24 protein-coding genes are annotated in these 24,471 nt (G+C 75.0%); 5 read left to right on the top strand and 19 right to left on the bottom strand.

Annotation, left to right across the window (positions count from 1 at the left end):
* Positions 1 to 17: 17 nt before the first annotated feature.
* The 6 genes from O2V61_RS11375 to O2V61_RS11350 all read right to left on the bottom strand — a co-directional run bounded on the left by O2V61_RS11375 (position 18) and on the right by O2V61_RS11350 (position 8,163).
* Entirely contained in the window at positions 18 to 1,217 is a 1,200-nt protein-coding gene (locus O2V61_RS11375) for an SRPBCC domain-containing protein (protein WP_269183420.1), read from the bottom strand.
* 215 nt (positions 1,218 to 1,432) lie between these two features.
* Positions 1,433 to 2,290 carry an FAD binding domain-containing protein gene (locus O2V61_RS11370; RefSeq protein WP_269183419.1) on the bottom strand — a complete coding sequence of 286 codons (858 nt, stop codon included), beginning with the start codon at positions 2,288 to 2,290 and terminating at the stop codon, positions 1,433 to 1,435.
* Positions 2,287 to 4,767: a xanthine dehydrogenase family protein molybdopterin-binding subunit gene (locus O2V61_RS11365; protein WP_269183418.1), complete on the bottom strand. Its 2,481-nt coding sequence runs from the start codon at positions 4,765 to 4,767 to the stop codon at positions 2,287 to 2,289. Before O2V61_RS11365 ends, O2V61_RS11370 begins: the two co-directional genes overlap by 4 nt.
* Positions 4,764 to 5,318 (bottom strand): (2Fe-2S)-binding protein, encoded by a 555-nt coding sequence (locus O2V61_RS11360; protein ID WP_269183417.1) that lies wholly within the window; start codon positions 5,316 to 5,318, stop codon positions 4,764 to 4,766. The genes O2V61_RS11365 and O2V61_RS11360 overlap by 4 nt, the downstream gene beginning before the upstream one ends.
* Positions 5,319 to 5,538: 220 nt before the next feature.
* Positions 5,539 to 6,882 (bottom strand): GAF domain-containing protein, encoded by a 1,344-nt coding sequence (locus tag O2V61_RS11355; protein ID WP_269183416.1) that lies wholly within the window; start codon positions 6,880 to 6,882, stop codon positions 5,539 to 5,541.
* Positions 6,883 to 6,945: 63 nt separating this feature from the next.
* A complete protein-coding gene (locus O2V61_RS11350) occupies positions 6,946 to 8,163 on the bottom strand; it encodes an MFS transporter (RefSeq protein WP_269183415.1) in 1,218 nt (405 codons plus the stop codon).
* Between the two features lie 123 nt (positions 8,164 to 8,286).
* Here O2V61_RS11350 and O2V61_RS11345 point away from each other — a divergent pair, with 123 nt between their 5' ends.
* Positions 8,287 to 9,048 carry a hypothetical protein gene (locus O2V61_RS11345; protein WP_269183414.1) on the top strand — a complete coding sequence of 254 codons (762 nt, stop codon included), beginning with the start codon at positions 8,287 to 8,289 and terminating at the stop codon, positions 9,046 to 9,048.
* 12 nt (positions 9,049 to 9,060) lie between these two features.
* On the opposite strand, the gene O2V61_RS11340 is transcribed toward O2V61_RS11345, so the two are convergent.
* The 3 genes from O2V61_RS11340 to O2V61_RS11330 form a co-directional block, all read right to left on the bottom strand.
* Positions 9,061 to 10,410, bottom strand: a complete 1,350-nt coding sequence (locus tag O2V61_RS11340; RefSeq protein ID WP_269183413.1) for a multidrug effflux MFS transporter — start codon at positions 10,408 to 10,410, stop codon at positions 9,061 to 9,063.
* A 132-nt stretch (positions 10,411 to 10,542) separates the two neighbouring features.
* Positions 10,543 to 11,994 (bottom strand): mycofactocin biosynthesis glycosyltransferase MftF, encoded by a 1,452-nt coding sequence (gene mftF / locus O2V61_RS11335; protein WP_269183412.1) that lies wholly within the window; start codon positions 11,992 to 11,994, stop codon positions 10,543 to 10,545.
* A gap of 122 nt (positions 11,995 to 12,116) precedes the next feature.
* Complete coding sequence (locus tag O2V61_RS11330) at positions 12,117 to 12,368, bottom strand: type B 50S ribosomal protein L31 (RefSeq protein WP_269183411.1); 252 nt, start codon at positions 12,366 to 12,368, stop codon at positions 12,117 to 12,119.
* A gap of 201 nt (positions 12,369 to 12,569) precedes the next feature.
* Between O2V61_RS11330 and O2V61_RS11325 the strand changes: the two genes are divergently transcribed.
* A complete protein-coding gene (locus O2V61_RS11325) occupies positions 12,570 to 13,565 on the top strand; it encodes an iron-siderophore ABC transporter substrate-binding protein (protein ID WP_269183410.1) in 996 nt (331 codons plus the stop codon).
* A gap of 60 nt (positions 13,566 to 13,625) precedes the next feature.
* Here the strand turns inward: O2V61_RS11325 and mftE are convergent, their stop codons facing one another.
* Positions 13,626 to 14,330 (bottom strand): mycofactocin biosynthesis peptidyl-dipeptidase MftE, encoded by a 705-nt coding sequence (gene mftE, locus O2V61_RS11320; protein WP_269183409.1) that lies wholly within the window; start codon positions 14,328 to 14,330, stop codon positions 13,626 to 13,628.
* A gap of 60 nt (positions 14,331 to 14,390) precedes the next feature.
* On the opposite strand from mftE, the gene O2V61_RS11315 reads away from it, so the two are divergent.
* Positions 14,391 to 14,900, top strand: a complete 510-nt coding sequence (locus tag O2V61_RS11315) for a pyridoxamine 5'-phosphate oxidase family protein (RefSeq protein WP_269183408.1) — start codon at positions 14,391 to 14,393, stop codon at positions 14,898 to 14,900.
* Between the two features lie 207 nt (positions 14,901 to 15,107).
* On the opposite strand, the gene O2V61_RS11310 is transcribed toward O2V61_RS11315, so the two are convergent.
* The 6 genes from O2V61_RS11310 to mftA all read right to left on the bottom strand — a co-directional run bounded on the left by O2V61_RS11310 (position 15,108) and on the right by mftA (position 19,804).
* On the bottom strand, positions 15,108 to 15,869 hold the full coding sequence (locus O2V61_RS11310) for a vWA domain-containing protein (protein ID WP_269183407.1): 762 nt from the start codon (positions 15,867 to 15,869) through the stop codon (positions 15,108 to 15,110).
* Positions 15,870 to 16,115: 246 nt separating this feature from the next.
* Entirely contained in the window at positions 16,116 to 17,102 is a 987-nt protein-coding gene (locus O2V61_RS11305; protein ID WP_269183406.1) for an AAA family ATPase, read from the bottom strand.
* A gap of 97 nt (positions 17,103 to 17,199) precedes the next feature.
* Positions 17,200 to 18,015 carry a mycofactocin-coupled SDR family oxidoreductase gene (locus tag O2V61_RS11300; protein ID WP_269183405.1) on the bottom strand — a complete coding sequence of 272 codons (816 nt, stop codon included), beginning with the start codon at positions 18,013 to 18,015 and terminating at the stop codon, positions 17,200 to 17,202.
* Between the two features lie 124 nt (positions 18,016 to 18,139).
* The gene (mftC, locus tag O2V61_RS11295) at positions 18,140 to 19,366 is read right to left on the bottom strand and encodes a mycofactocin radical SAM maturase (protein WP_269183404.1); all 1,227 of its coding nucleotides are present in this window, start codon (positions 19,364 to 19,366) and stop codon (positions 18,140 to 18,142) included.
* On the bottom strand, positions 19,366 to 19,647 hold the full coding sequence (gene mftB, locus O2V61_RS11290; RefSeq protein WP_269183403.1) for a mycofactocin biosynthesis chaperone MftB: 282 nt from the start codon (positions 19,645 to 19,647) through the stop codon (positions 19,366 to 19,368). The genes mftC and mftB overlap by 1 nt, the downstream gene beginning before the upstream one ends.
* 37 nt (positions 19,648 to 19,684) lie before the next feature.
* Complete coding sequence (gene mftA, locus O2V61_RS11285; RefSeq protein ID WP_269157864.1) at positions 19,685 to 19,804, bottom strand: mycofactocin precursor MftA; 120 nt, start codon at positions 19,802 to 19,804, stop codon at positions 19,685 to 19,687.
* A 135-nt stretch (positions 19,805 to 19,939) separates the two neighbouring features.
* On the opposite strand from mftA, the gene mftR reads away from it, so the two are divergent.
* On the top strand, positions 19,940 to 20,542 hold the full coding sequence (gene mftR / locus O2V61_RS11280) for a mycofactocin system transcriptional regulator (protein WP_442929174.1): 603 nt from the start codon (positions 19,940 to 19,942) through the stop codon (positions 20,540 to 20,542).
* Between the two features lie 52 nt (positions 20,543 to 20,594).
* On the opposite strand, the gene O2V61_RS11275 is transcribed toward mftR, so the two are convergent.
* Positions 20,595 to 21,146, bottom strand: a complete 552-nt coding sequence (locus tag O2V61_RS11275; RefSeq protein ID WP_269183401.1) for a hypothetical protein — start codon at positions 21,144 to 21,146, stop codon at positions 20,595 to 20,597.
* 183 nt (positions 21,147 to 21,329) lie between these two features.
* On the opposite strand from O2V61_RS11275, the gene O2V61_RS11270 reads away from it, so the two are divergent.
* Positions 21,330 to 21,794: an SRPBCC family protein gene (locus tag O2V61_RS11270; protein WP_269183400.1), complete on the top strand. Its 465-nt coding sequence runs from the start codon at positions 21,330 to 21,332 to the stop codon at positions 21,792 to 21,794.
* Between the two features lie 6 nt (positions 21,795 to 21,800).
* On the opposite strand, the gene O2V61_RS11265 is transcribed toward O2V61_RS11270, so the two are convergent.
* Both O2V61_RS11265 and O2V61_RS11260 read right to left on the bottom strand, forming a co-directional pair.
* Positions 21,801 to 23,003, bottom strand: a complete 1,203-nt coding sequence (locus O2V61_RS11265; RefSeq protein WP_269183399.1) for a cysteine desulfurase-like protein — start codon at positions 23,001 to 23,003, stop codon at positions 21,801 to 21,803.
* Between the two features lie 9 nt (positions 23,004 to 23,012).
* Positions 23,013 to 24,416 carry a bifunctional 3-(3-hydroxy-phenyl)propionate/3-hydroxycinnamic acid hydroxylase gene (locus O2V61_RS11260; RefSeq protein ID WP_269183398.1) on the bottom strand — a complete coding sequence of 468 codons (1,404 nt, stop codon included), beginning with the start codon at positions 24,414 to 24,416 and terminating at the stop codon, positions 23,013 to 23,015.
* Between the last annotated feature and the right edge of the window lie 55 nt (positions 24,417 to 24,471).

Here is a 24,471-nt window from a genome sequence, read left to right as displayed (position 1 = left end):
CTCACGCCCGGGTGCGGTCAGCGCCGGCGGCGGCGCACCAGCAGGGCGATCAGCAGCGCCAGGACCGTCACCCCGGCCGCCGGTGCGGCGTACCGGGTGAACGCCGCGCCACCGGCCACCTCGAGCAGGTCGATCGGCTCCGGCTCGGCCGGGGTCAGCGTCCGCTGCGGTGCGCTCGGGGTGCTGCGCGCGGGGCCCCCGCCGGCCGGGCGGTTCGGCGGGGCGGTGGTGCCGGCCGGGGGCTTGCTCGGCGCCTTGCGCGGGCCACCGACGGCGGCGTCGGACGCCGTAGTCGAGGCGGGCTCGGCGTCGGGCGCCTGGTCCTCGACCGTCCCGGTACCGGAGAACGGCGCTGCGTCTCCGGTGGCCGGGGTGGTGTCGCCGGCAGCCGGGGCCGAGTCACCGGCCGCTGGGGCGGTGTCGGCAGCAGTCGGGGTGCTCTTCGCCGGCGGGGCCAGCGGGTCGGGCACCGGCGCCTTGGCCGGCGCGCTCGCGGCGGGAGCGGCCTTCTTCGCCGGCGTGGCTGACTGCTCTGCAGAGGCTGCCTTGTCCGCCGCCGCGGCGGCGGTCTTCTTCGCCGCGGCGCCGGCCTTCTTGGCCGCGCCGGCCGCCGGGGTGTCGCCGGCGACGCCCTCGACGCTCGCCGCGGCCTCCTCCACCACGCCCGCGGTGGTCGCAGCACCCTTGGCCGCAGCGGCGGTGGCCTTCCCCGCGACGGTCGGCTCCTGCGAGCCCACGGCGGCCGCGGCCCGGGTGGCGTCGCCCTCGGCGTCGCCACTGGCCAGCTGGGCCGAGAGCTTGTCGGCGAACTGGCCGAGCAGCTTGTTGCCGACGTCGGTCATGACACCGCGGCCAAACTGGGCGGGCCGGCCGGTGATGTTCAGGTCGGTCAGGACGTCGACGCGGGTGGTGTCGCCCTCGGCCGCGAGGGTGGCGGTGATGACGGCCGCCGCGGTGCCGTTGCCGCGCTGGTCCTTGCCGCGGGCGTCGATGACCGCACGGTGGGCCTCGTCGTCCTTCTCCACGAAGGACGCCTTGCCCTGGTAGGTGAGGTTGATCGGCCCGAGCTTGACCTTGACCCGGCCGGTGAAGTCGTCACCGGTCACCGAGTCCAGGGCGGCGCCCGGCATGCAGGGGGCGATGCGCTCGATGTCCAGCAGCACCCGCCACGCTTCGTCGATCGGCACCGGCACGGTGAACGCGTTCTCGAGCTGCACTGCAGGACCTCCGGGTGTGGGCAGCCCGGGCGGGAGGCGACGAGTCGGCGACAGCCCGTCCGGGTCGTGCGGTGATCGAGGCGAGACGGCGACGCTACCGCGCCCCCGCTGCCCCCTGACATCCGATCACGATGGCGACGTCCCCGCAGGTGGGACGCCGACGGCGCGCCGGACCAGCTCCGCCAGCGATGTGACGGAGCGGTCCGGCACCACCGTCAGAGGCCGACCGCGGCCGCCACCGCCCGCCGGGTGAGCACCTGGGCCAGGTGCTGCCGGTAGTCGGCCTGGGCGTTGAGGTCGTTGCTGGGGCTGGTGCCCTCGGCGGCCTGCGCCGCCGCTGCGGTCACCGTCTCCATGCTCACGTCCACCCCGACCAGCGCCGCCTCGGTGGCCGACGCCCGTAGCGGGGTCGGCCCCATGTTGGTCAGCCCGATCCGGGCCTCGGCGATCCGGCCGTCCTCCCGCCGGACGGCCGCGGCCACCGCGACGATCGACCAGGCCTGGGCCACCCGGTTGAACTTCTCGTACCGCACGCCCCAGCCCTCGCCGAGCTTCGGCACCCGGATCTCGACCAGCAGCTCCCCCTCCTCGAGGGTGGTGGTGAGGTAGTCGACGAAGAACTCCGCCGCGGGCACGGTGCGCCGCCCGCCCGGCCCGGCGAGGACGAACTCCGCGTCCAGGGCGAGCGCCACCGCCGGGAGGTCCCCGGCCGGGTCGGCGTGCGCGAGCGCGCCGCCGAACGTGCCGCGCCGGCGCACCTGCCGGTCGGCCACGGTCTCGGTGGCCTGCACGATCAGCTGGCCGTACTGCGCCAGCAGCGGGTCGGTGAGGACGTCGGCGTGCGTGGTCATCGCCCCGATGACCAGTTCGTCGCCCTCCTCGCGGACGCCGCGCAGCTCGGCCACCCGGGTCAGGTCGACGAGCGTCTCCGGTGCGGCTAGCCGCAGCCGCATGACCGGGATCAGCGACTGCCCACCGGCCAGGACCTTGACGTCCTCCCCGCCGTCGGCGATCGCCTGCAGGGCCTCCTCGACCGTCGTCGGGCGGGCGTAGGCAAAAGGTGCGGGTATCACTGCGCTGCCTCCTGGATGCCGGACTCGGTCGTGCGGGCACCGCCGTAGGCGTTGCTGCCCTGCGCGGCGCGGTCGCCGCCGTCCCCACCGGCGTGGATCGCCCGCCACACCCGTTCCGGGGTGAGCGGCATCCGGATGTCGGTGACGCCGAGGTGCCGGACGGCGTCCAGCGCGGCGTTGACCACCGCCGGGGTGCTCGCGATGCAGCCGGCCTCCCCGACGCCCTTGGCGCCCAGCGGGTTGCTGGTCGCCACGTGCACGGTGTTGCCGGTGTCGAAGTGCGGGAGGTCCGAGGCGGCCGGCACCAGGTAGTCCACGAAGCTGCCGGTGGTCAGGTTGCCCTCCGCGTCGTAGATCGCCTCCTCGTACATCGCCTGGGCGATCCCCTGGGCCAGGCCGCCGTGCACCTGTCCCTCCACGATGAGCGGGTTGACGATCGTGCCGACGTCGTCGACGCAGGCGTACTTGCGGATCTTGGCGAACCCGGTCTCGGTGTCGATCTCCATCGCGCAGATGTGCGTGCCGTGCGGGAAGGAGAAGTTCTCCGGGTCGAAGGTGGCCTCGGCGTCGATGGAGGGCTCGATGCCCTCCGGGTAGTCGTGCGCGGCGAAGATCGCCAGGGCGACCTCCTGGATGCCGACCCCGGCGCCCGGCGTCCCCCGGACGGTGAACTTCCCGCCGGTGAACTCCAGGTCGTCGGCGTTGGCCTCCAGCAGGTGGGCGGCGATCACCCGGGCCTTCTCCACCACCTTCTCCGCGGCCTTCACCACCGCGGTGCCCCCGACGACCAGCGACCGCGAGCCGTAGGTGTCCAGGCCGCGGGAGGAGATCGCGGTGTCGCCGTGCAGCACCTCGACGTCCTCGAACGGCACGCCCAGCTCGTCGGCGACGATCTGGCTCCACGCCGTCTCGTGCCCCTGGCCGTGCGGTGTGGAGCCGGTGACCACCTCGACCTTGCCGGTGGGCAGCATCCGGATCGACGCCTGCTCCCAGCCACCCGCACCGAAGGCGAGCGAGCCGAGCACCCGGGAGGGGGCCAGGCCGCACATCTCGGTGAAGGTGGAGAAGCCGATGCCCAGCTGGACCGGGTCGTTCGACTCCCGGCGGCGCTTCTGCTCGGCCCGCAGCTCGTCGTAGCCGAGCAGCTCCAGCGCCTGCTCGGTGGCCTGGTGGTAGTCACCGGAGTCGTACTCCAGGCCGGCGACGGTGGTGAACGGGAACTCCTCGGTGTTGATCCAGTTCTTCCGGCGCAGCTCCAGCGGGTCCATGCCGAGCTCGACGGCGAGCTCGTCCATGATCCGCTCGATCGCGAACGTCGCCTCGGGCCGGCCGGCGCCGCGGTAGGCGTCGGTGGGCACCTTGTTGGTGAAGACGCCGTCGCACTCGAACCGGTAGGCCGGGAACTTGTAGATGCCCGGGAACATGAACGCGCCCAGCGCCGGGACGCCGGGGGTGATCAGCCGCAGGTAGGCGCCCATGTCGGCCAGCAGCCGCACCCGCAGGCCGCGCACCGTGCCGTCGCGGTCCGCGGCGACGTCGATGAACTGCACCTGGTCACGGCCGTGGTGGGCGGTCATCAGCGACTCACCGCGGGTCTCGGTCCACTTCACCGGCTTGCCCAGCCGCCGCGCGATCAGCAGGCAGAGGATCTCTTCCGGGTTGACCTGCAGCTTGCCGCCGAACCCGCCCCCGACGTCGGGGGCGATCACCCGCAGCTTGTGCTCCGGGATGCCGGTGACCATCGCGGCCATCACCCGCAGGATGTGCGGGATCTGGGTGGCCGACCACATCGTGTAGCTGTCGCCGGAGGGCTGGACGACGACCGAGCGGGGCTCCATGAACGCCGGGATGAGCCGCTGCTGGACGAACCGGCGGCTCACCGTGACCTCGGCGTCGGCGAACGCCTGCTCGGTGTCCCCGCCGGTGCCGGCGTCCCCGGCGTCGAAGACGAAGTGGTAGCTGGTGTTCGACGTGGTGTGGTCGTGCACCAGGGGCGAGCCGTCCTGCACGGCCTGCTCCATGTCCAGCACGACCGGCAGCGGCTCGTAGTCGACGTCGATCGCCTCGAGGGCGTCGGCGGCGGCGGTGCGGCTGCGGGCCACCACGATCGCGACCGCCTCGCCCACGTGGTTGACCTGCTCGACCGCGATCGACGGGTGCCCCGGGTTGACCATCTCCGGGGTGACCGGCCAGGCGCAGGGCAGCGAGCCCTGCTCCTCGGCGAAGTCTGCCCCGGTGTAGACGGCGACGACGTTCGGCCGCTCCTTGGCGGCGCTGACGTCCAGGTGGGTGATCCGGCCGTGCGCCACCGGGCTGCGCAGCACCGCCAGGTGCAGCATCCCGGGCAGCACCATGTTGTCGGTCCAGGTGGTCTTGCCGGTGATCAGCCGGGCGTCCTCCTTGCGGCGACGCGCCTGGCCGACCTCCTTCGCCGCCGGCAGGTCGACCGCGGAGGTCGGGTCCTCGACGGCGGTCATGCCTGGGCCGCCACGTGCTCGGTGGCGGCCGTGTCCACGGCGGCCGGCTGGGCCTGCGGGTCGTCAGCGGCCGTGCCCGACATCTCGGCCGCCGCCTGCCGGACCGCCCGGACGATGTTCTGGTAGCCCGTGCAGCGGCAGAGGTTGCCCTCGATGCCCTCCCGGACCTCCTCGTCGCTGGGGTCGGGGTTCTCCTTCAGCAGGTCGATCGAGGCCATGATCATCCCCGGCGTGCAGAAGCCGCACTGGAGGCCGTGCATCTCGTGGAAGGCCCGCTGCACCGGGTGCAGGGTCGCGCTCTCACCCTCGCCGGTCGCGACGCCCTCGATCGTGGTGACCTGGCAGCCGTCGGCCTGCACGGCGAACACCGTGCAGGACTTCACCGCCTGCCCGTCCAGGTGCACGGTGCAGGCGCCGCAGTTGCTGGTGTCGCACCCGACGACCGTGCCGACCTTGCCGAGCTGTTCCCTCAGGTAGTGGACCAACAGGGTCCGTGGCTCGACGTCGTCCGTGTAGGACGCCCCGTCGACCCGCACGTTGATCTGGGTCACGTGTCCTCCGCATCGTTGCTTCGGCTGTGCACCGCGGTCGTCCCGCGGGTCCGTCGGCAGTGTGACAACCGACACGTGAGTTAGGCCACACTCACTTCGCCGCACGGGACCCGCCGGGACGCGGTCGGCGGCGCCAGAGCGCCAGCACAGGCGGATGTGGGGCCACCGGCCGCCGTCCGGCAACGTTGCACCTCGTTGCAGCCGCCGACGCCGCGGGGGCTCAGCGGCGGGCGGCGCTGCGCACGCCCGCGCGCAGCCGCTGCACCTGGACGGCGGCAGCGCTCCGCCGTCCCCCGGGCGGCAGGAGCGCCAGGCAGGCCTGCCAGACCGCCAGGTCCTCGGCTGCCTCGGGCCGTTCGCTGTACCGCAGGAGGAGGTCCGGTCGGCCGGCGGCCAGCACGGCGCCCCGCAGGTCGTCGGCCAACCGGGCGCGGGCCACCTGCACGCCCGGAGCCCGGGAACCGGGGAGCAGCGGGCCGCGGTACCGGTCCAGCGCGGCGGCCGGAGCGCCGAGGGCGAGCTGGGTGCGCACCTCCTCGACGTCGGTGCGCACCGGTCCGAGCAGCCGGTACGGCCGGGACCCGACCACGTCACCGCCCACGAGCCGGCGCAGCCGGGAGAGCTCGGCCCGCACGGTGACCGTCGCCGCGGCACCGTCGTGGCACTCCGCGGCCAGCTGCTCGGCCGTCCGCCCCTCGCCCCGGGCGGCCGCCTCGGCGAGCAGCACCAGGAGCTCCGAGTGCCGCAGCGACAGCTCCTGCGCGGTCGTCGACGTGGTCAACCGGGCCCGGTCCCGGCCCAGCACCTCCAGCCGCACGGTCGCGGGCCGGGGGCCGGCCGCCGCGGGGTGGTGCCGGGCCAGCCACCGGAGCTCGGCCTCGGCCGCCGCCGCGGTGGCCCGGACGAGGGTGAGCACGTGCGGGCTCGCCACGTGGTCGCCACCGGTGACGTCGATGGCCCCGAGCAGGGCGCCGGTGTTCGGGTCGTGCACCGGCGCCGCCGAGCAGCTCCAGGGCTGGACCGGTCGTCGGAAGTGCTCGCCCCCGTAGATCTGCACGGCGTGGTCCAGCGCCAGCGCCGTGCCCGGGGCGTTGGTGCCGGCGACGTCCTCGCCCCACGAGGCACCCTCGACGAAGTGCATGCCGGCGGCCCGGTCCCGCAGCCGCGCGTCGCCCTCGACCCACAGCATCCGGCCGGCGGCATCGGTGACCGCCACGATCATCCGGTCGACCTCGGCGTCGGCCACCAGCAGCCGGCGGATCACCGGCATGACCGCCGCCAGCGGGTGGGCGGCCCGGTAGGAGAGCAGGTCGTCGTCCAGCAGGTCGACCGGCGGGGCCGCCCCGTCGGGGTCGACGCCGCTGTCCTGTGACCGTCGCCAGGAGTCCCACACCACCGAGCGCACGTGGCCGGCGGTCGGCGCGTCGCCGGGGACCTGGCTGACCAGCGACTCGTGCGCGGCCCGCAGTCGCCGGGCCAGCACCGGGCTGGGCCCTCCGTCGGGGAGCGCCAGCCACGGGTTCTCCGGCCGGCACGGCTCGGGGTCCCCGGGGCTGAGGGTCATGGTCACCCCATCGTGACCGCTGTCACGGGATGGCGCCAGCAGGTCGGCCACGGCTCGGCCGGATCAGGGTGCGCGCAGCTCCCGGCGCCGCAGCAGGGCCGACGCGGCCAGGAAGCCCAGCCCCAGGACGGCGAGGCCGGCACCGACCACGCTCGGTGCCCGGTAGCCCAGGCCGGCGGCGATGACCAGACCACCCAGCCAGGCGCCCAGGGCGTTGGCGGCGTTGAGCGCCGAGTGGTTCAGCGCGGCGCCGAGCATCTGCGCCTCACCGGCTACCTCCATCAGCCGCAGCTGGAGGAGCACGACCATCGTGGAGGCGGCCGCGGCGATGGTGAACACCGTGACGATCAGCGCCAGGGCGTTGCCTGCGGCCACGGCCATGACGCCGAGCAGCACGCCGGTGGCGACCGTCGCCCCGACCAGCGAGCGGAACAGCGCCCGGTCGGCGAGCCGCCCGCCCAGCACCGTCCCGAGGACGCCCCCCACCCCGAAGGCCAGCAGCACGACCGGCACGAAGCCGGCCGACCTCCCGGCCACCTCGGTGACGATCGGCGCGATGTAGCTGTACATGGCGAACATGCCGCCGAACCCGACGGTGGCGACCAGCAGGGTCAGGATCACCTGGGGACGGCGCAGGGCACCCAGCTCGGTGCGGATCGTCGCCTCCGAGCGCCCAGGCACCGAGGGGACGACGGTGAGCACGGCCAGCAACGTCAGCGCGCCGATGACCACGACCGCCCAGTAGGCCGAGCGCCAGCCCAGCTGCTGGCCCAGCCAGGTCGCGGCGGGCACCCCGGCGACGTTGGCGGCCGCCAGCCCGAGCATCACCGAGCTGACCGCGCGGCCGCGCAGGTGGGCCGGCACCAAGGACGCGGCGATCAGCGAGGCGACGCCGAAGTAGGCGCCGTGCGGCAGGCCGGCGACGAAGCGGGAGAGCACCAGGGAGCCGTAGCCGGGGGCCAGCGCGCTGAGGGTGTTGCCGACGACGAACGCCACCATCAGCCCCATCGCCAGGCGCCGGCGTGGCAGCCGGGCACCCAGCGCGGCGAGCACCGGGGCGCCGACGACGACCCCGAGGGCGTAGGCGGAGATGACGTGCCCGGCCTCGGGGATGGTCGCGTCCACGCCGCGGGCGATCTCCGGGAGCAGCCCCATGGTCACGAACTCGGTGGTGCCGATGGCGAACCCGCCGAGCGCGAGGGCGACGATCGCCAGCACCGCCGTGCGGGTGGAGGGTGCGGTGGGGGCCGGCGTCGTCGAGACGGCGGGGGGTGCGCTCACAGCTGCCCCAAGACGTCGCCCACCGCCACCATTCCCGCCGTCGTCGCGACCCGTTCGGGTGGTTCGGCGCGAGCCGGGGCCCCTCCGTGCCGATGCTCCCCTGAGCACCGGGAGGGAGCTGTCATGGCCGAGCAGAGACGACGCACCACGGGCAGCCGTCCCGTGGCCCGGCGGCGCGCCCCTGTCCGGCGGCGCCGGGACCACACCCGCTGGCTGGTCCCGCTGTTGGCGGTGACCGTCGGCGCGGTCGTGCTCGCCCCGCAGCTCACCCCGGTGGTGGTCGACCTCACCGCGACGGACTCACGAGTGGTCCAGGTGCCCGCCGCCGTCCCTGCCCCAGCGCCCGTGGAGGCGCCGGTCCTCGCGGAGGCGCAGGGCGTGGGCACCCTCGCCGACGTCGCCGCCACCCGCGCCGAGGCCGCCTCCCGCGCCGGCGTCGCGACCGACGGCGGGCTGGTGGTCCCCCAGCCGCCGCGGCCGGGGCGGATCTCGATCATGCCGAACGCGTCGATCGGCAGAGCGCCGGTGTACAAGTTGCAGCCCGACGGTTGCGGTGGCGCCGGCACCACGCCCCGCCGGATCGTGCCCGGCGTCGTCCCCGGGCCCGGGTCGGCGACGCTGGACTGGATGTCGGACGACCGGCCCGAGGTGGTCGGCTACCGGGTGCAGGCGGTCAGCCAGCGCATGGTCGGTGGGCAGCAGCCCCCGCCGGTGGTGCAGGCCGTCGCCCAGGTCGAGGGCTGCCAGCCGATGACCGTCACGGTCGACGGGCTGACCCCCGGCGAGCCCTACGTCTTCTGGTTCGAGGAGCAGGTGACCAGCGCCAGCACCGGGGTGACCCGACTGGTGCAGGTGGGCACGACCGGCGCCGTCGTCATCGGCTGACCGGGTCGCCGCTCAGTGCGCGGCGACGGCGGCCAGCTCGGGGTCGGGCTCCTCGAGCTCCCACGGCCGGACGACGACCACCAGGACGACGATCGCCAGCGACAGCGACCCCACGATCACCGCGCCCATCGCCACCGCGTCGTTGCCCAGCAGGCCGACCAGCGGCGAGACCGCGGCACCGACGCCGAACTGCACGGCACCGAGCAGCGCGGCTGCGGTGCCCGCTGCCTCGCCGTGCCGGGAGAGGGCGAGCGCCGGGGCGTTGGGCAACGCTAGACCGCAGGCGAACAGCACTCCCCAGAGCGGGATCGCGACGGCGAACAGACCACCGGTCTCGGTGGCCGCGAGCACCGTGAGGGTCAGCCCGGAGACCGCGCCCGCGATGGTGCCGGCGACCAGCACCTGCGCCGGGGAGAACCAGCGCAGCAGCAGCGGGTTGAGCTGGGTGGCGGCGATCAGCCAGACCGCGCCGGCACCGAAGAGCAGCCCGAACTGCTGCTCGTCGAGGCCGAACTGGCGCTGGTAGACGAAGGAGGAGCCGGAGACGTAGGCGAACAGGCCCGCCATGGTCAGGCCGGCGACCAGCACCAGGCCGACGTAGGCGCGGTCACCGAACAGCGACCGGTAGCCGCGCAGGGTGCCGCCGACCCCCTCGGTGCTGCGCCGCTCGGGCGGCAGGGTCTCCCGGATGAGGAACCAGCCGATGGCCAGCAGCGCCACGCCGTAGAGGGCGAGGATCAGGAAGACCCCGCGCCAGGAGGTGAAGCGCAGCACCTCCCCACCGATGGTGGGCGCCAGCACCGGCGCAGCCCCGAGCACCAGGAACAGCCGGGACAGCATGGTCGCCGCCGCCCGGCCGACGAACAGGTCGCGGACGACGGCGATCGCGATCACCGCCCCCGCCGCGGTGCCCATGCCCTGCAGCACCCGCAAGGCACCCAGGACGGCGATGTTCGGCGCGAGCAGCACGAGCAGCGAGGCGACCACGTGCACCGCGGTGCCGGCCAGCAGCGGACGGCGACGGCCGAACCGGTCGGACAGCGGGCCGAGCACGAGCTGGCCGAGCGCGAGGCCGATCAGCGTGCCGGTGAGCGTGAGCTGCACGGCCGCGGACGTGGTCTCCAGGTCGGTGGCGATCGTCGGCAGGGCCGGCAGGTACATGTCGATGGTCAGCGGGCCGAGGGCGACGAACGCGCCCAGGGTCAGCGCGAGCCGGGCGGTCTTCGGCTTCTCCACCCGCGGGTCGGGCTGCCCGGGGACGTCGACCGGGGCGCCGGCGGCCCGGTCGGGCGCGGCCCGGTCGGGCGCGGTCCGGTCGGGCGCGGTGAGGCCCGCTGGTGCGGAGTGCTGTGTGGCGGTCATGGGGTCCCCCCGGTCGGTGCTGTGCTCCCGCGGGACCGACGCTGGCCACGTTCGCAGTTCCTCGGCGACAAGGCTGCACGATGCAACTGCATTCCTTCCGGAGGCAGTGTTCAGTCGCACGTCACCCCGCTGTCACCCCCGCGGGGGGACCGGCGCCGGCGCGGCCGGCAGCAGCGCACGGACGTCGCGGGCCCGCAGCACCCCCCACCAGAGCCCGGCCCCGTAGGCCAGGTCCTCCAGCCGGCGGCCGGCCGCGAAGGCGGGCAGGTCGATCTCCCGGCGGCGCGGCCACCAGCCGACCACCGCGTCGGCGACCGCGACCGCGGCGACCGTCCGCCGGGCCCGGCGGGAGACGACCGCCGCGGCCACGGTCAGCGGCCAGTGGTGCCGGGTCACGGTGCGGGCCAGCGCCCGGCCGGAGGACGCCGTCCCGCGCAGCACCAGGCCGGCCGCCCAGCCGATCGGCGGCGGCTGGCCGGGTGCGGCCACCCGCCGGGCGAGCAGCACGCTGGCCCGGCCCAGCACGCCGACGCTGCCCAGCAGCCCCAGCCGGCCACCGAGCACCGGGAGCACCCAGGCCGCCAGTGACCAGGGCGAGATCACCAGCGGGGCGACCGCGGCGCCGTGCCGCTGGGCGAGCAGCGCCGCGCCGGTGCCGTAGAAGGCCCGGCGCCGCAGCCAGTCGCGCAGCTCGACCCGGTGGTCGTGGGCGACCCGGGCGGCCGGCTCGTAGCGCACCCGCCAGCCCGCCCCGGTCAGCCGCCACACCAGGTCGACGTCCTCGGCGACCGGCATCGCCTCGTCGAAGCCCGCGCCCAGCGCCGTCCGCCGGGCCAGCAGCGCCGCGCTGGGCACGTAGGAGACCCCGGCGCCCGGGGCGACCGCGGCCGCGGCCGGGCCCATGTCCAGTGCGCTGGCCAGCTCCTCGTACCGGGCCACCCAGCCGGGCTGCGCGGGGTCCAGCGCGGTGATCCGCGGCGCGACCAGGGCCAGCCGCGGATCGGCCAGGTGCCCGGCGAGCGTGCCCAGCCAGCCGGGCTCGGGCACGCAGTCGGAGTCGACGAACGCCACCGCCTCCGTGCCGGCCACCCGCAGGCCGGCGTTGCGGGCGGCGGCCGGGCCGCGGGGGCGCTCGTGCCGGATCAGCCGCGTCCCGGCGACCGCCGCGGCCACCGCAGCGGGGTCGGCCGAGCCGTCGTCCACGACGACCACCGGGCACCCCGCCGTGCCGGGGTCGGCGCGCAGGGCGGCCAGCAACCGGGCCAGCCCCCCGGTCCGGTCCTTGACCGGGACGACCACCGTGACGTCGGGCAGCGGCACCGCCGGCACCTCGAGCGCGGCCACCACCTCGGGCGCCGCGATGCCCGCGTCGAGCAGCCGGGCCGCCAGTGCGGCGCTGCGGGCGTCGGTGACCTCCAGCCGGTCGCCGGTCAGCAGCGCCCGCGCGGCGGGGGCCAGCCGGAGCAGCCGGGCCGGGGAACCGCCGAGCAGCGCCGCCCCACCCTCCCGTCGCTCGACGCCCGGGCCGAGCACGACGGTGAAGCCGTCGGGCAACCGGGCCGGGGGCGGCGGGGGCAGGTTCATCGGCCGGACCCTAACGGCGGGCACCGACACCCTGGCCCCGTTGCCGGCGCTCCTGGCCCGATGACACGACGACGCCCCCGCCGGCCCGGGTGGGCCGACGAGGGCGTCGGGGGAGCGGTGCGTCAGCTGCGGGCGCGCGCGCCGTACCGCTGGTTGAACTTCTCGACCCGGCCGGCGGTGTCCAGCACCCGCTGGTTGCCGGTCCAGAACGGGTGCGAGGAGGCGCTGATCTCGACCGGGACGACCGGCAGCGTCTCGCCGTCCAGCTCGATGGTCCGGCTGGTCTGCACGGTGCTGCGGGTGCGGAAGGTGGCCCCGGTCGCGGTGTCCTGGAAGACGACGGTGCGGTACTCGGGGTGGATGCCGTGCTGCATGGCTGGTCCTCTCGGTCTGCGCGGGACGTCCACCCCCGGTGGGGCGGGCTGATCGCGACTGTCCTGGTCAACCACCTCCGGGTGCCGGGTGTTCCAGGGTCAGCACGTCCCGATGACCCGCCGCGGTCTCGGCCAACGGTGACCGGACCGTGACCTCGATGTGCTTAGGTCAGCCTCACCTGACCCACCGAAGGAGCTCGCATGTCCCGTTCCACCCTCCGCGGCACCGCCCTGCTGGCCGCCGCGCTCGTCATCACCAGCTGCGGCTCCGACTCCGGCGATGACACCACCGCCGAGGGCACGGCACCTGCGACCGGTTCGTCGGACGCCTTCCCCGTCACCGTCGAGACCGCCTTCGGCGACGTGACCGTCGAGGAGGAGCCGACCCGGGTCGTCGCCCTCGGTTGGGGCGACGCCGAGACGGCGCTGGCGCTCGGCGTCCAGCCGGTCGGCGCGAGCGACTGGCTCGGCTTCGGCGGCGAGGGCGTGGGCCCGTGGGCCGAGGGGCTGTACGACGAGGCCCCGGAGATCATCGAGACGCTGGAGCCCAGCATCGAGGCGATCGCCGCGCTGGACCCCGACCTGATCCTGGACACCCGGTCCGACGCCACGCAGGAGCGCTACGACGCGCTCAGCCAGATCGCGCCGACCATCGGCCAGCCCGAGGGCGTCGAGCAGTACCAGACCTCCTGGCAGCAGCAGCTCGAGCTGGTCGGCCAGGCGCTGGGCCGGGAGGAGGAGGCCGACGAGCTCGAGGCCGAGGTCGACCAGGCCTTCACCGACGCCGCCGCCGCGAACCCCGAGTTCGACGGCACCGAGGTGGCCGTGGCCGCCTACACCTCCGAGGGCTTCGGCGCCTACGTCCGCGGCGACTCGCGGGTCGACTTCATGGAGCAGCTCGGCTTCGTGAACAAGCCGGCCATCGAGGAGCTGGCCACCGACAGCTTCTACGTGCCGGTCAGCGACGAGCAGCTCCCGCTGCTGGACGCCGGCCTCACCGTCGCGTTCCCGATCTTCGTCGAGGCCAGCGAGATCACCGACAACCCGCTGTGGCAGGCGATCCCGTCCGTGCAGGCCGGCAACGCCGTGGTGCTCGACGACGAGACGCTGACCAGCGCCTTCTCCAGCGGCACGGCCCCGGGCATCCAGTACGCCCTGGAGAACGCCGTCCCGCAGTTCGCCGACGCACTCGGCTGATCCCGCACCACCCGACCGCAGCACCACCTGATCGCACCGGCGCCGCCGGGCGGCCCTGGCTCAGCCCAGGAGCCGCCCGGCGGCGTCGGCGTCCCAGGCCCGGACGGCGGTCACCAGCCGCCCGGCGAGCGAGCGCACCAGCTCCGCCCCCTCGGCCGCCGACGCACCGGCGGGGTCGCCGAGGACGCCGTCCGGGCTCACCGCGCGCACGCCCTCCGCCCGCAGCCGGGGCAGCAGCTCCGCGATCGGCGCGGTCTCCCCCGCGGCGGCGAGCTCCACCCGGACCCCGGCAGGTTCCACGTGCAACATCAGTGACGTCTCGGTGCGCCCGGCGTGGGCATCGCCCCCGGCCACGCCGCACGGGAACCAGACGACGTCCCGGCCCTCGGCCCGCAGCTGCGGCACCGCCGCCCGCAGGGCGTCGAGGTTGCCGCCGTGCCCGTTGACCACGAGCAGCCGACCCGCCCAGCGGCCGGCCGAACGGCCGTACTCCACCAGCACGGTGGTCAGCGCCGCGGTGCCGATCGAGATCGTGCCGGGGAACCCCTCGTGCTCACCGCTGGCGCCGTAGGCGAGGGGAGGAGCAAGCACCGCGCCGTCCAGCTCCGCGACGGCGGCCTCCGCCACCGCCTGCGCGACCGCGGTGTCGGTGGTGAGCGGCAGGTGCCGGCCGTGCTGCTCGACCGACCCGAGCGGGACCACGAGCAGGGGGTGACCCTCCAGGTCGGGCCAGGTCGCCTCGGTCAGCCGCACGCCGTCGCCCACGGCTGGGCACCCTGCCAGACCGCAGGTGTCACCGGCCGCCCCAGCGGGCAGGGCAGCCGCATGACCACTGAGGACACCCGCGCTGAGGACACGCGCGCTGCCGACACCCGCAAGGTCGCGGAGCTGCTGAAGGACGAGCGGATCGCCGTGTTCACCACGATCACCCCCGACGGCACGCTGATGAGCCGGCCGATGTCCATGCAGCAGGTCGAGTTCGACGGCGACCTGTGGTTCTTCGCCAGCCGGAGCTCCCGCAAGGTCGCCCAGGTCACCGCCAACCCGCAGGTCAACGTGGCCACCTCCGGCAGCGACAGCTGGGTCTCGCTGACCGGGCACGCCGTGGTGTTCGACGACCTGGCGAGGAAGCAGCAGCTGTGGAACCCCGTGGTCGAGGCCTGGTTCCCGAACGGCCCCGAGGACCCCGACGTGGTGCTGCTCCGGGTGGACGCCGCCTCCGCCGAGTACTGGGACTCCCCCGGCGGCCGGCTGGCCAGCGTCTTCAGCTTCGCCAAGGCCAAGGTCACCGGGCAGCCCTACTCCGGCGGGGAGAACGAGACCGTCGCGCTCTGACCGGGCCTGCCAGCAGGCGCACAGCGAGCGCACCGCCGGCGTCCAGGGGCCGGGCGGACCGTGGAGGTCCGCCCACCCCTGGAGGTCCTGATGCTCACCGTCGCCGTCCTCGCCGCGTTCTTCGCCCTGCTCACCGTCGCCGACCTGCTGCCGTACCAGGCCGACGCCCCGGGCCTGGTCGCCCCGGTCCGCTGAACCCGGCGCCGCTCAGTCCCGGAAGAAGGCGCTGAGCGCGGCCGCCGCGTCGCGGTGGTCGCGGACCAGCCGCAGCCGGCCCCGACCGGCTCGGACCAGGTCACGGCCGAGCTCCACGTCGACCTCTCCGGAGGTGTCCAGCAGGACGTCCAGCCGGGGCAGCCGGGCGGCGACGAGCCGCGGGTCGGGGCCGGCGTTGTGCACGCAGTCGCTGAGCAGCAGGACCCGCGCATCCCGCTGCGGCACCCCGGCCAGTTGCCGCGCCGCCGTCTCCAGCGCGAAGGTCACGTTGGTCAGCCCCTGGGTGGGCACCCGCAACAACAGGTCGAGGACGGCGAGCGGTGCGACCGGCTCACCCCGCCGCACCAGGACGGCCGCATCGGACCAGAAGGCGACCACGGCCAGGGCGTCCCGGGACAGCTCCCCGGCCAGGGCGCCGACCGTGGCCGCGGCCGTCCGGACCCGTTCACCCCGCATCGACCCGGACACGTCGACCACCAGCACCACCGAGCGTCGCTGCCGGACCCGCTCCCGGACGACGATGTCGGTCGCCTCCGGGTACGGGTCCCCGGCGATCGCCTCGAGCGTGCGCTCGAGGTCCAGCTCGTCGGACCCGGCGCGCCACGGGGTGCTGGCCAGCTCCCCGGCCCCACGTCTCGTCCGGCGGTCCCGCGGCGGGAGCGGCACGGCCAGGCGCCGGGCGATCTGCCGCGCGCGCCGGCGGGTCAGCTGGTCGATGCCCCCCGCGGTCCCCTCGGCAGCCAGGTCCGCCAACGCGATCAGCTCGGCCGGCTCGTCGGTGGTGCCCGACGCCGTGCCCCCCGCCCCGGACGGACCGGTCCGGTACCGCCGCCGGTCGCCGGAGGAGAGCGCCAGCCCTCCCCCGCCGCGCGCCGGCTCGTACAGCGACGGCTGCTCGATGAGCTGCTTGGGCTTGCGGCGCAGCGGCTGCGCGGCTCGCCGGCCGCCCGCTCCCGGACGGTCCCGACGGGTGACCGGCGAGTCGGCCTCGACGGCTCTTCAACCCGGGTCGGCGGCGGCCGGCTGCAGCAGGAAGTGGTCCTCCCAGATCTCCCGGAGCACCGCCTCGGGGGTGGTCTCCAGCGTCTCGTCGAGGAAGATCCGCCCGGACAGCGCCAGCAGGACCGCGTCCAGGACGACGGCGGTGTACTCCTCCGACAGCCACCGGGGCGGCGCGACCGACGGCTCGTCGGGCAGCGGCACCCCGCGCATCGCGGCCAGCTGCGCGGCGACCAGTGCGGTGTCGATGGCACCGCGGACGCTGCTGCCCTGGCGCACGTCCTCCCGTTCGCGCGTCGACCGGGTCAGCGCCACCGCGTCGGCGACCAGTCGCGGGGACTCGAGCCCGGTACGCCGGCCGACGATCCCGCGCTCGGCCTCGGCGTCCTGGTAGTCCACCGCGAGTCGGCACAGCCGGTCGTGCACCGACGTCGACAGCCGGGTCGTGCCCACGTTGTCGTAGGGGTTCATCGAGGCGATCACCCGGAAGCTGGGCAGCGCCTCGATGACACCCACCCGCGGGACGGCGAGGCGGCGCTCGGCCATGGCGGTGAGCAGGGTGTTGAGGGTGTCCTCGGGGGCGCGGTTGAACTCCTCCAGGTAGAGGAAGCCGCCGGTCCGCATGGCATCGACCAGCGGGCCGGGGACGAAGTTGTCGGGGGAGTAGTCCTCCCGCAGCACCCGGGCCGGGTCGTGGTGCCCGACCAGCCGCGTGGGTGTCAGGTCGGCGTTGCCCTCGACGAAGACGAGCGGGATGCCCCACTCCGCCGTGATCGCGCGCAACAGCGTGGACTTCGAGGTGCCGGGTGGCCCCTCGAGCAGGACGTCACGCCCGGCGGCCACCGCGGCCAGCAGCAGGTCCAGCTCGCGCGCCCGGCCGACCAGGTGCCGGGCGACCCGCGCCCGCACCGCCCGGACCGAGGCGCCGTCGTCCCCGGTGACCCGGCGGCCGGTGACGAACCGGTCGTCGTCCTCGTGCGTGGCCATGCGCCCTCCCGTTCCGGGGTCGCCGGGCGGCGGTGCCGCCGCCCGGCGACGACTCACTCGACGGTGCAGCCGGCGTCGCCCGGTCCCTCGTCGCCGGTCACTTGGCGAGGATCCCGGCATCGACGGGCAGGGTCACCCCGGTGACGTAGCGGCCGTCGTCGGACACCAGGAACAGGATCGCGTTGGAGATGTCGACCGCCTCGATCATCTCCACCGGCAGCAGGTTGGAGAGGGCGCCGGCGATCGAGGGGTCCTCGGCCAGCCACTTCTCCATCACCGGGTTGACGACCATCGGGGTGTTGACCCCGGTCGGGTGCACGGTGTTCACCCGGATCCGGTGCTGGGCCAGGGTGTTGGCGAAGGTGCGCATCAGCCCGACCACGCCGTGCTTGGCCGCCGTGTAGCCCTGCCCACCCGGGCTGTCCCCGCCGATCCCCTTGAGCCCCGCGGTGGAGCTGGTGATCACGATCGCCCCGCCGTCCCCCTGCTCGATCATCGTCGGGACGGCCGCCTGCACGGTGTTCCAGACCCCGGTGAGGTTGACGTCGATGACGTCCTGCCAGGCCTGGGGAGTCTCGCTGCCCTCGCCCATCGGCGCGATGCCCGCGTTCGCCAGCACGATGTCCACCCGCCCCAGCTGGGCGACCCCGTCACGGACCGCCGCGTCCAGCGCACCCCGGTCGCGGACGTCGGCTCGGCTGGCGACGATCCGCCGGTCGAGCGCCTCCACCTCCTTGACCGTCTGCTGGAGGTCCTCCGGCGTCGCCATGTCGTAGGCCACCGAGTCGATCTGCTCGCACAGGTCGACGGCGATCACGTCAGCGCCCTCCTGCGCCAGCCGGATGGCGTGGCTGCGGCCCTGGCCGCGCGCCGCACCGGTGATGAAGGCGACCTTTCCCTCGAGCTTTCCCATCGTCCTTCTCCTCAGACGTCGTCGTCTCGGATCCGGTCTCTCGCCGCATCGGGCGGGGGATCGATCCCCGGCCCCGGAACGGGGTCGAGTTCGTGGGGCCCGGCGCGGTCGCCGGATCGTGCGGTCAGCCGAGCTGCAGCCCGGCCAGCGGGGACTCGTCGCAGATCTTGGCGGGCGGGATCGCGGGCATGCCCAGCAGCGTGGGCTGACCGCGCACCGGGCCGGTGTGGGAGTGGTCGAGGTGGCTCCTGGGCGTGACCAGCTCGGTGTCGCGGGCGGCCAGCGCGCTCTCCCCGTAGCCCTGCACGCACTCGGGGTCGGGCCCGTCCAGCGGCAGGCCGGTGAAGAACTTCGCCGCCATGCAGCCGCCGCGGCAGGAGTCGAAGTGCTGGCACTTGGTGCAGGCGCCGCCGGTCTGCGGGCTGCGCAGGTCGGCGAAGAGCTCCGACTGCTGCCAGACCTGCTGGAACCCGCCGGGGGAGCGCACGTTGCCGGCCAGGAAGTCCTCGTGGATGGCGAACGGGCAGGCGTAGACGTCACCGACCGGGTCGATCAGGCAGACGACCCGGCCCGCGCCGCACAGGTTCAGCCCCGGCAGGGCCTCACCGAACGCGGACAGGTGGAAGAACGAGTCGCCGGTGAGCACGTTGTCGCCGTTGGCCAGGAGCCAGGAGTACAGGTCCTTCTGCTGGGCCATCGTGGGGTGCAGCTGCTCCCAGACGTCGGCCCCGCGGCCTGAGGGCCGCAGCCGGGTGATCCGCAGCTGGGCGCCGAAGGAGTCGGTGAGCGCCTTGAACTCGTCCAGCTGCCCGGCGTTCTCCCGGGTGACGACGACGGAGACCTTGAAGTCCTTCATCCCCGCCTCGGCCAGGTTCTCCAGCGCCTTCGTGGCGGTGGCGAACGAGCCGGCGCCGCGGACCCGGTCGTTGACCTCCGCGGTGGCGCCGTCCAGGGAGATCTGCACGTCGACGTAGTCGGTGCGGGCCAGCTGCGCGGCCCGGGCCTTGTCCAGCTTCACGCCGTTGGTGGAGAACTTCACCCCGACGTCGTGCCCGATCGCGTAGTCCAGCAGGTGCCAGAAGTCCGGCCGCACCGTGGGCTCGCCGCCGCCGACGTTGACGTAGAAGACCTGCATCCGCTGCAGCTCGTCGATCACCGCCTCCGCCTCGGCGGTGGACAGCTCCCGGGGGTCCCGGCGCCCGGAGGAGGACAGGCAGTGCACGCACGCCAGGTTGCAGGCGTAGGTGAGCTCCCAGGTCAGGCAGATCGGGGCGTCCAGGCCGTACTCGAACTGGTCGATCAACCGCCCACCGGTCGGGCGGGCCGGGCGCTCGGGCAGGACGGCGGTCATCAGGTCCTCGTCTCGATCATCTGCGACCGGGCCAGGTCGCCCAGCGCCTTCACGTAGCTGGCGCGCTGGGACTCCGGCACCTCGCAGGCGAGGAGCGCGGCCGTGGCGGTGGGGTGGTCGGCGAGGGTCTCCACGACCCGGACCAGCGTCTTCGACTTCAGGAAGGACAGCTTCCGGGTGCCGAAGTGGTACACCAGCGCCCCGAAGGGCTCCGGCCGCAGCGCCACCGACCGGGCACGCTGCCAGGGCAGCTCCGGGTCGAACACCACTGGGTCGGTCACGGCGGGGACCGGAGCCGGCGAGGTCATCGGGCGGGGATCAGTAGACGCCGCACATGCCGTCGATGGAGACCTCTTCCACGAGGGACTCCTCGACGAGCACCTCCTCGGCGGCCGCGGGGGTCTCGACGGTGAGCTCGTCCTGCGTCGTCTCGGGCACGGTTCCTCCGGGTGAGCTGGGTCACGGACCTGACTCGGCAGACCGTAGGTGACACCCAGTGCCACCGGCAAGGGCTGCGGCCGGCGAGCGCGGCGCCGGGCGGTCACCGCGCCGCAGAGGGGCAGGATGGAGGCCGTGACCGAGACGATGGTCGCGGCCGACGCCCGCGAGGAGACCCGCGCCCGGATCGAACAGGCCGCCCTCGACCTGTTCACCGCCCAGGGGTTCGAGGCGGTCACCATCGACGAGGTGGCCGACGCCGCCGGCATCAGCCGGCGCACCTTCTTCCGGTACTGCAGCACCAAGGCCGACGCGGTCTGGGGCCAGTTCGACGGCCACGTCGTCCGGCTGGAGGGGATGCTCGCCGCCGCTGCGGCCGACCAGCCGGTGCTCGCCTCCGTCTACGCCGCGTACGTCGAGGTCAACGACTACGCCGCGGCCGACCTGCCGATGCTCCGCCAGCGGATGCGGCTGATCCTGACCGAGCCGGCGCTGCTGGCGCACTCGCAGCTGCGCTACGCCGACGTCGACCGGGTCGTCGCCGCCCACGTGGCGCGACGGACCGGGGTCGCGCCGGACACGCTGGTGCCGCGGCTCGTCGCGACCAGCACCCGGGCCGCGGCGACGACGGCGTTCGAGCTGTGGCTGGCCGACGGCGAGATCACCCTGGGCGCCGCGCTGCACCAGGCCTTCGACGAGCTGGCCGCCGGCTTCCCGTCCCTGCGCCTGCCCGGCTGACCGGGCGGCCGGGGGCGTGGGGCAGCCGAGCTGCTCCCGCCCCCGGCTCGACTCAGACGGTCGCGGGCTCCACGGTGACGCCGCGCAGCACCTCGGACGGGCGCTGCTGCTCCCCCGCGTAGGAGCTGACGACGACGAGCGCCCCGGTGATGGCCGGGATCACCCACTGCAGCTGGTCCAGTCGCAGCTGCGCGGCCGCGACCTCGCCGCGGGCCCGCTTGGAGGGCCTGGTGGCGCGCTTGGACGGGGTGGCGCCACCCTGGTCGACGATCTTGCCGAGCAGCCGGCTGTAGGCGGTGACGCCGAGCGCAGCCGCCGTCAGCGCCGTCTTGGCCGCCGACATGGCCTTCACACCCTGCTGCTGGGCGACGCGCTGCTTGTTCGCCTGCAGCTGGCCGATGCTGCCGATCAGGTGCGCCCCGATGGCCGCGGCGTTGACCGGCGTCCACCGGTCCCAGCCGGCGTTGGCGACGGCGCCGGTGCCGCGGGCGCTGCCCGCCTCGCCGGAGGCCGGGTTCAGCGCGACGGCGTTGGCCAGCGTGCCGCCGAACCAGGCGGCGAGGCCGACGTCGTGCAGGGAACGGGACAGGGTGTTGCGGGCCATCGTGGGGCTCCTCGGATCGGCAGCGTGCGGACGCGGTCGGTGACCGAGGAGGGCGACCACCCCGGTCTGCGTGGTCCCCCGGTACCCGCCGGTTCCGGATGCACCCGTCCGTTCGCCGACGGGTCTGTGTCCCCTCGGCCGACCGGCGTCGTCCCGCCGGCCGCCCGCTGCGAGGATGCCCGGATGGACAGCCTCACCCACGCCGGCTCCGTCGTCGTCCGCTCGTCCCCGGAGGCGCTCTACGACCTCGTGTCCGACGTGACCCGGACCGGCGAGTGGAGCCCCATCTGCACCTCCTGCTGGTGGGACGAGGGGCATTCCGCGGAGGTGGGCGCCTGGTTCACCGGGCACAACGAGGTGCCCGGGCGCACCTGGGAGACCCGCAGCCAGGTGGTGGCCGCCGAGCCGGGCCGGGAGTTCGCGTTCCTGGTCGGCGGGAAGCTGGTGCGGTGGGGCTTCACCATGGAGCCGGTCGAGGGTGGCACCCGGCTGACCGAGTCCTGGGAGTTCCTCCCCGCCGGGCAGCAGTTCTTCGCCGAGCGGTACGGCGCCGACGCGCAGGCGCAGATCGAGGACCGCACCCGGTCCGCGCACGAGAGCATCCCGGCGACCTTGGCCGCGATCAAGCGGATCGCCGAGGCCCGCTGACGCGACTCAGCCCGCGGTGAACTCCCGCAGCCCGGCGAGCAGCCGGTCGACGTCGGCGTCGTCGCTGTAGGGGGCGAGCCCGACCCGCAGACCACCGGTGTCGCCCAGCCCCAGGTGACGGCTCGCCTCGAGCGCGTAGAACGAGCCGGCCGGGGCGTTGACACCGCGCTCGGCCAGGAAGCGGTACGCCTCGGCTGCCTCGCGGTCGGCGAAGGTCAGCAGCAGGGTGGGGGTGCGCCGGGCCGCCCGGGACCACAGCGTCACCCCGGGCAGCGCCCGGACGCCGTCCTCGATCCGGTCCCGCAGCCGGTCCTCGTGCTGCTCGACAGCGGCCATCGCGGCCACCAGCCGGCTGCGGCGGTCGCCCTCGGGGCCGGCCTGGGCGGCGAGCAGGTCGATCGCCGCCGTGGTGCCGGCGAGCAGCTCGTAGGGGAGCGTGCCCAGCTCGAACCGCTCCGGGACGGCGTTGCTGGAGGGCAGCAGCTTGTCCGGGTGCAGCGTCTCCAGCAGCTCCGGTGCGGCGACCAGGCAGCCGCAGTGCGGGCCGAGGAACTTGTACGGCGAGCAGACGAGGAAGTCCGCCCCCAGCGCGGTGACGTCGACCGGCGCGTGCGCGGTCAGGTGCACGCCGTCCACCCAGGTCAGCGCGCCGATCTCGTGCGCCAGCGCGGCGATCGCGGCGACGTCGGGCCGGGTGCCGATCAGGTTGGAGGCGCCGGTGACGGCGATCAGCCGGGTGCGGTCGGACAGCAGGGCCCCGACGGTCGCGGGGTCGAGCTCGCCGGTGGCCGGGTCGAAGTCAGCCCAGCGCACGGTGGCGCCCCGGGCCTCGGCGGCCTGCACCCAGGGGCGGATGTTGGCGTCGTGGTCCAGCCGGGTCACCACGACCTCGTCGCCGGGCACCCAGCCGGCGGACAGCACCCGGGACAGGTCGTAGGTCAGCGCGGTGGCGCTGCGCCCGAAGACCACGCCGCCCGGATCGCCGCCGGTCAGGTCGGCGACCGCCTGCCGAGCCTCCCGCACCACCGCGTCGGCGTTGCGCTCCGCCTGGGTGACCGAGCCGCGGTTGGCCATCGGCTGGGTCATCGTGGCGGCGACCGCCTGCGCGACGACGTCGGGGGTCTGCGAGCCGCCGGGGCCGTCGAAGTGCGCGGCGCCGTCGGTCAGGGCGGGGAAGTGGGCGCGGAGTGCTGCGACGTCGAAGCTCACCCGGCCACGCTAGCCGCGGGAGGCGGCAGCCACGATCCGGTCCGGGCGCACCAGGACCGACCGCCCACCGAGCCAGCGGACCAGCTCCGGCGAGCCGAGCCGGTCGGCCCGCAGCACGGGGCCCGGCCAGTCCATGGGCACCGGACCGCCGGCGCTGAGCACCGCCCAGCCGGGGCCGAACAGGTCGTCCAGCCGCTGGGCGCCCGCGACCGGGGGCTGCGGTAGGAGCGATCCGACCGGCGAGCCCGGCGCGAGAAGCGGCCGGCGCACCAGCGGGCCACGACGCAGCGGCGGCGTCCGGCTGGCGGCGGCGAAGGCGGCCAGCCGCGGCAGCCGGCGCACCCCGGTCAGCACCGCCCGGCGCACCAGTGCCGCCCGGTCGCCCCCGCCGGTCATCAGCCGGCCGAGCAGCACCGCGACCCGGATCAGCGCCCGCGCGTGCGGTGCCCGCTCGGCCTGGTGGGTGTCCAGCAGCGCGTCGTCCGCGCCGTCCAGCACCGCCGCCAGCTTCCAGGTCAGCTGGTGCACGTCTCGCAGCCCCAGCCCGAGGCCTTGGCCGATGAACGGCGGGGTCAGGTGGGCGGCGTCGCCGCAGAGCAGCACCCGGCGGTCCCGCCAGCGGTCGGCCACCTGCGCGGCATAGGTGTACTCCGCGGTGCGGACGACGGCGCACCCCTGCGCGCCGAAGCGGGCGAGCAGCGCCGGCAGGTCGAGGTCGGCAGCCGACTCCCCCGCGGCGAGCCGGAACTCCGCGCGGTAGCGATCACCGGCGATCGGCATGAACGTGGCCGGGCGGACCGGGTCGCAGACCTGGTGCACGCCGGGCCAGACGTCCAGCGGGGCGTCGGCGGCCAGGTCGACCACCAGCCAGCGCTCGGCAGGGCCGAGGTCGTGCATCCACGCCCCGATCAGCCGGCGCACCGCGCTGTTCGCCCCGTCGCAGCCCAGCACGGCGTCGGCGACCAGCTCCTCCTCGACACCGGTGGCCCGGTCGCGGACGGTGAGACGGACCGGTCCGGGTTGTTCCACGTGCAACACCTCGACCCCGCCGCGCAGCTGGGCCCGGGGCTCGGCGGCCAGGGCGTCGCGCAGCACCGCCTCCAGGTCGGGCTGGCTGAACATCGACGCCTGCGGCCAGCCGTGCTCGCCGTTCCCGCGCCCGAACTCCACGAGCGTGCGGTGCTCGCCGTCCAGCAGGCGCAGCCCGGCCATCGGCCGGCTGACCGCGGCGAACGCCTCGGCGACGCCGGCCGCCTGCAGCACCCGCAGCGACTCGTCGTCCAAGTGCACCGCCCGCGGCTGCGGGTAGGCGGCCGAGTGCCGGTCCAGCACCAGGACGTCGACGCCCCGGCGGGCCAGCAGCAGCGCCGCCGTCACCCCGACCGGCCCGGCACCGACCACCACGACCGTCACGGGGATGAGTCTGCCCGTGGCCCGATCCTGGGACAGCCGGCGGGCCGCGGGCCAG

This window comes from Modestobacter sp. VKM Ac-2985 (genome assembly GCF_026967925.1).
In the GTDB taxonomy this organism is placed as follows: Bacteria; Actinomycetota; Actinomycetes; order Mycobacteriales; family Geodermatophilaceae; genus Modestobacter.
This window is presented reverse-complemented; position numbering and strand designations above follow the sequence as displayed.

Coding starts and splice junctions, on each gene's coding strand:
- O2V61_RS11365 (WP_269183418.1), bottom strand. CDS start 4,767: ATGACCGCCGTCGAGGACCCGACCTCCGCGGTCGACCTGCCGGCGGCG.
- O2V61_RS11355 (WP_269183416.1), bottom strand. CDS start 6,882: ATGACCCTCAGCCCCGGGGACCCCGAGCCGTGCCGGCCGGAGAACCCG.
- O2V61_RS11345 (WP_269183414.1), top strand. CDS start 8,287: ATGGCCGAGCAGAGACGACGCACCACGGGCAGCCGTCCCGTGGCCCGG.
- O2V61_RS11340 (WP_269183413.1), bottom strand. CDS start 10,410: ATGACCGCCACACAGCACTCCGCACCAGCGGGCCTCACCGCGCCCGAC.
- mftF (WP_269183412.1), bottom strand. CDS start 11,994: ATGAACCTGCCCCCGCCGCCCCCGGCCCGGTTGCCCGACGGCTTCACC.
- O2V61_RS11330 (WP_269183411.1), bottom strand. CDS start 12,368: ATGCAGCACGGCATCCACCCCGAGTACCGCACCGTCGTCTTCCAGGAC.
- O2V61_RS11325 (WP_269183410.1), top strand. CDS start 12,570: ATGTCCCGTTCCACCCTCCGCGGCACCGCCCTGCTGGCCGCCGCGCTC.
- O2V61_RS11315 (WP_269183408.1), top strand. CDS start 14,391: ATGACCACTGAGGACACCCGCGCTGAGGACACGCGCGCTGCCGACACC.
- O2V61_RS11305 (WP_269183406.1), bottom strand. CDS start 17,102: ATGGCCACGCACGAGGACGACGACCGGTTCGTCACCGGCCGCCGGGTC.
- O2V61_RS11300 (WP_269183405.1), bottom strand. CDS start 18,015: ATGGGAAAGCTCGAGGGAAAGGTCGCCTTCATCACCGGTGCGGCGCGC.
- mftC (WP_269183404.1), bottom strand. CDS start 19,366: ATGACCGCCGTCCTGCCCGAGCGCCCGGCCCGCCCGACCGGTGGGCGG.
- O2V61_RS11275 (WP_269183401.1), bottom strand. CDS start 21,146: ATGGCCCGCAACACCCTGTCCCGTTCCCTGCACGACGTCGGCCTCGCC.
- O2V61_RS11270 (WP_269183400.1), top strand. CDS start 21,330: ATGGACAGCCTCACCCACGCCGGCTCCGTCGTCGTCCGCTCGTCCCCG.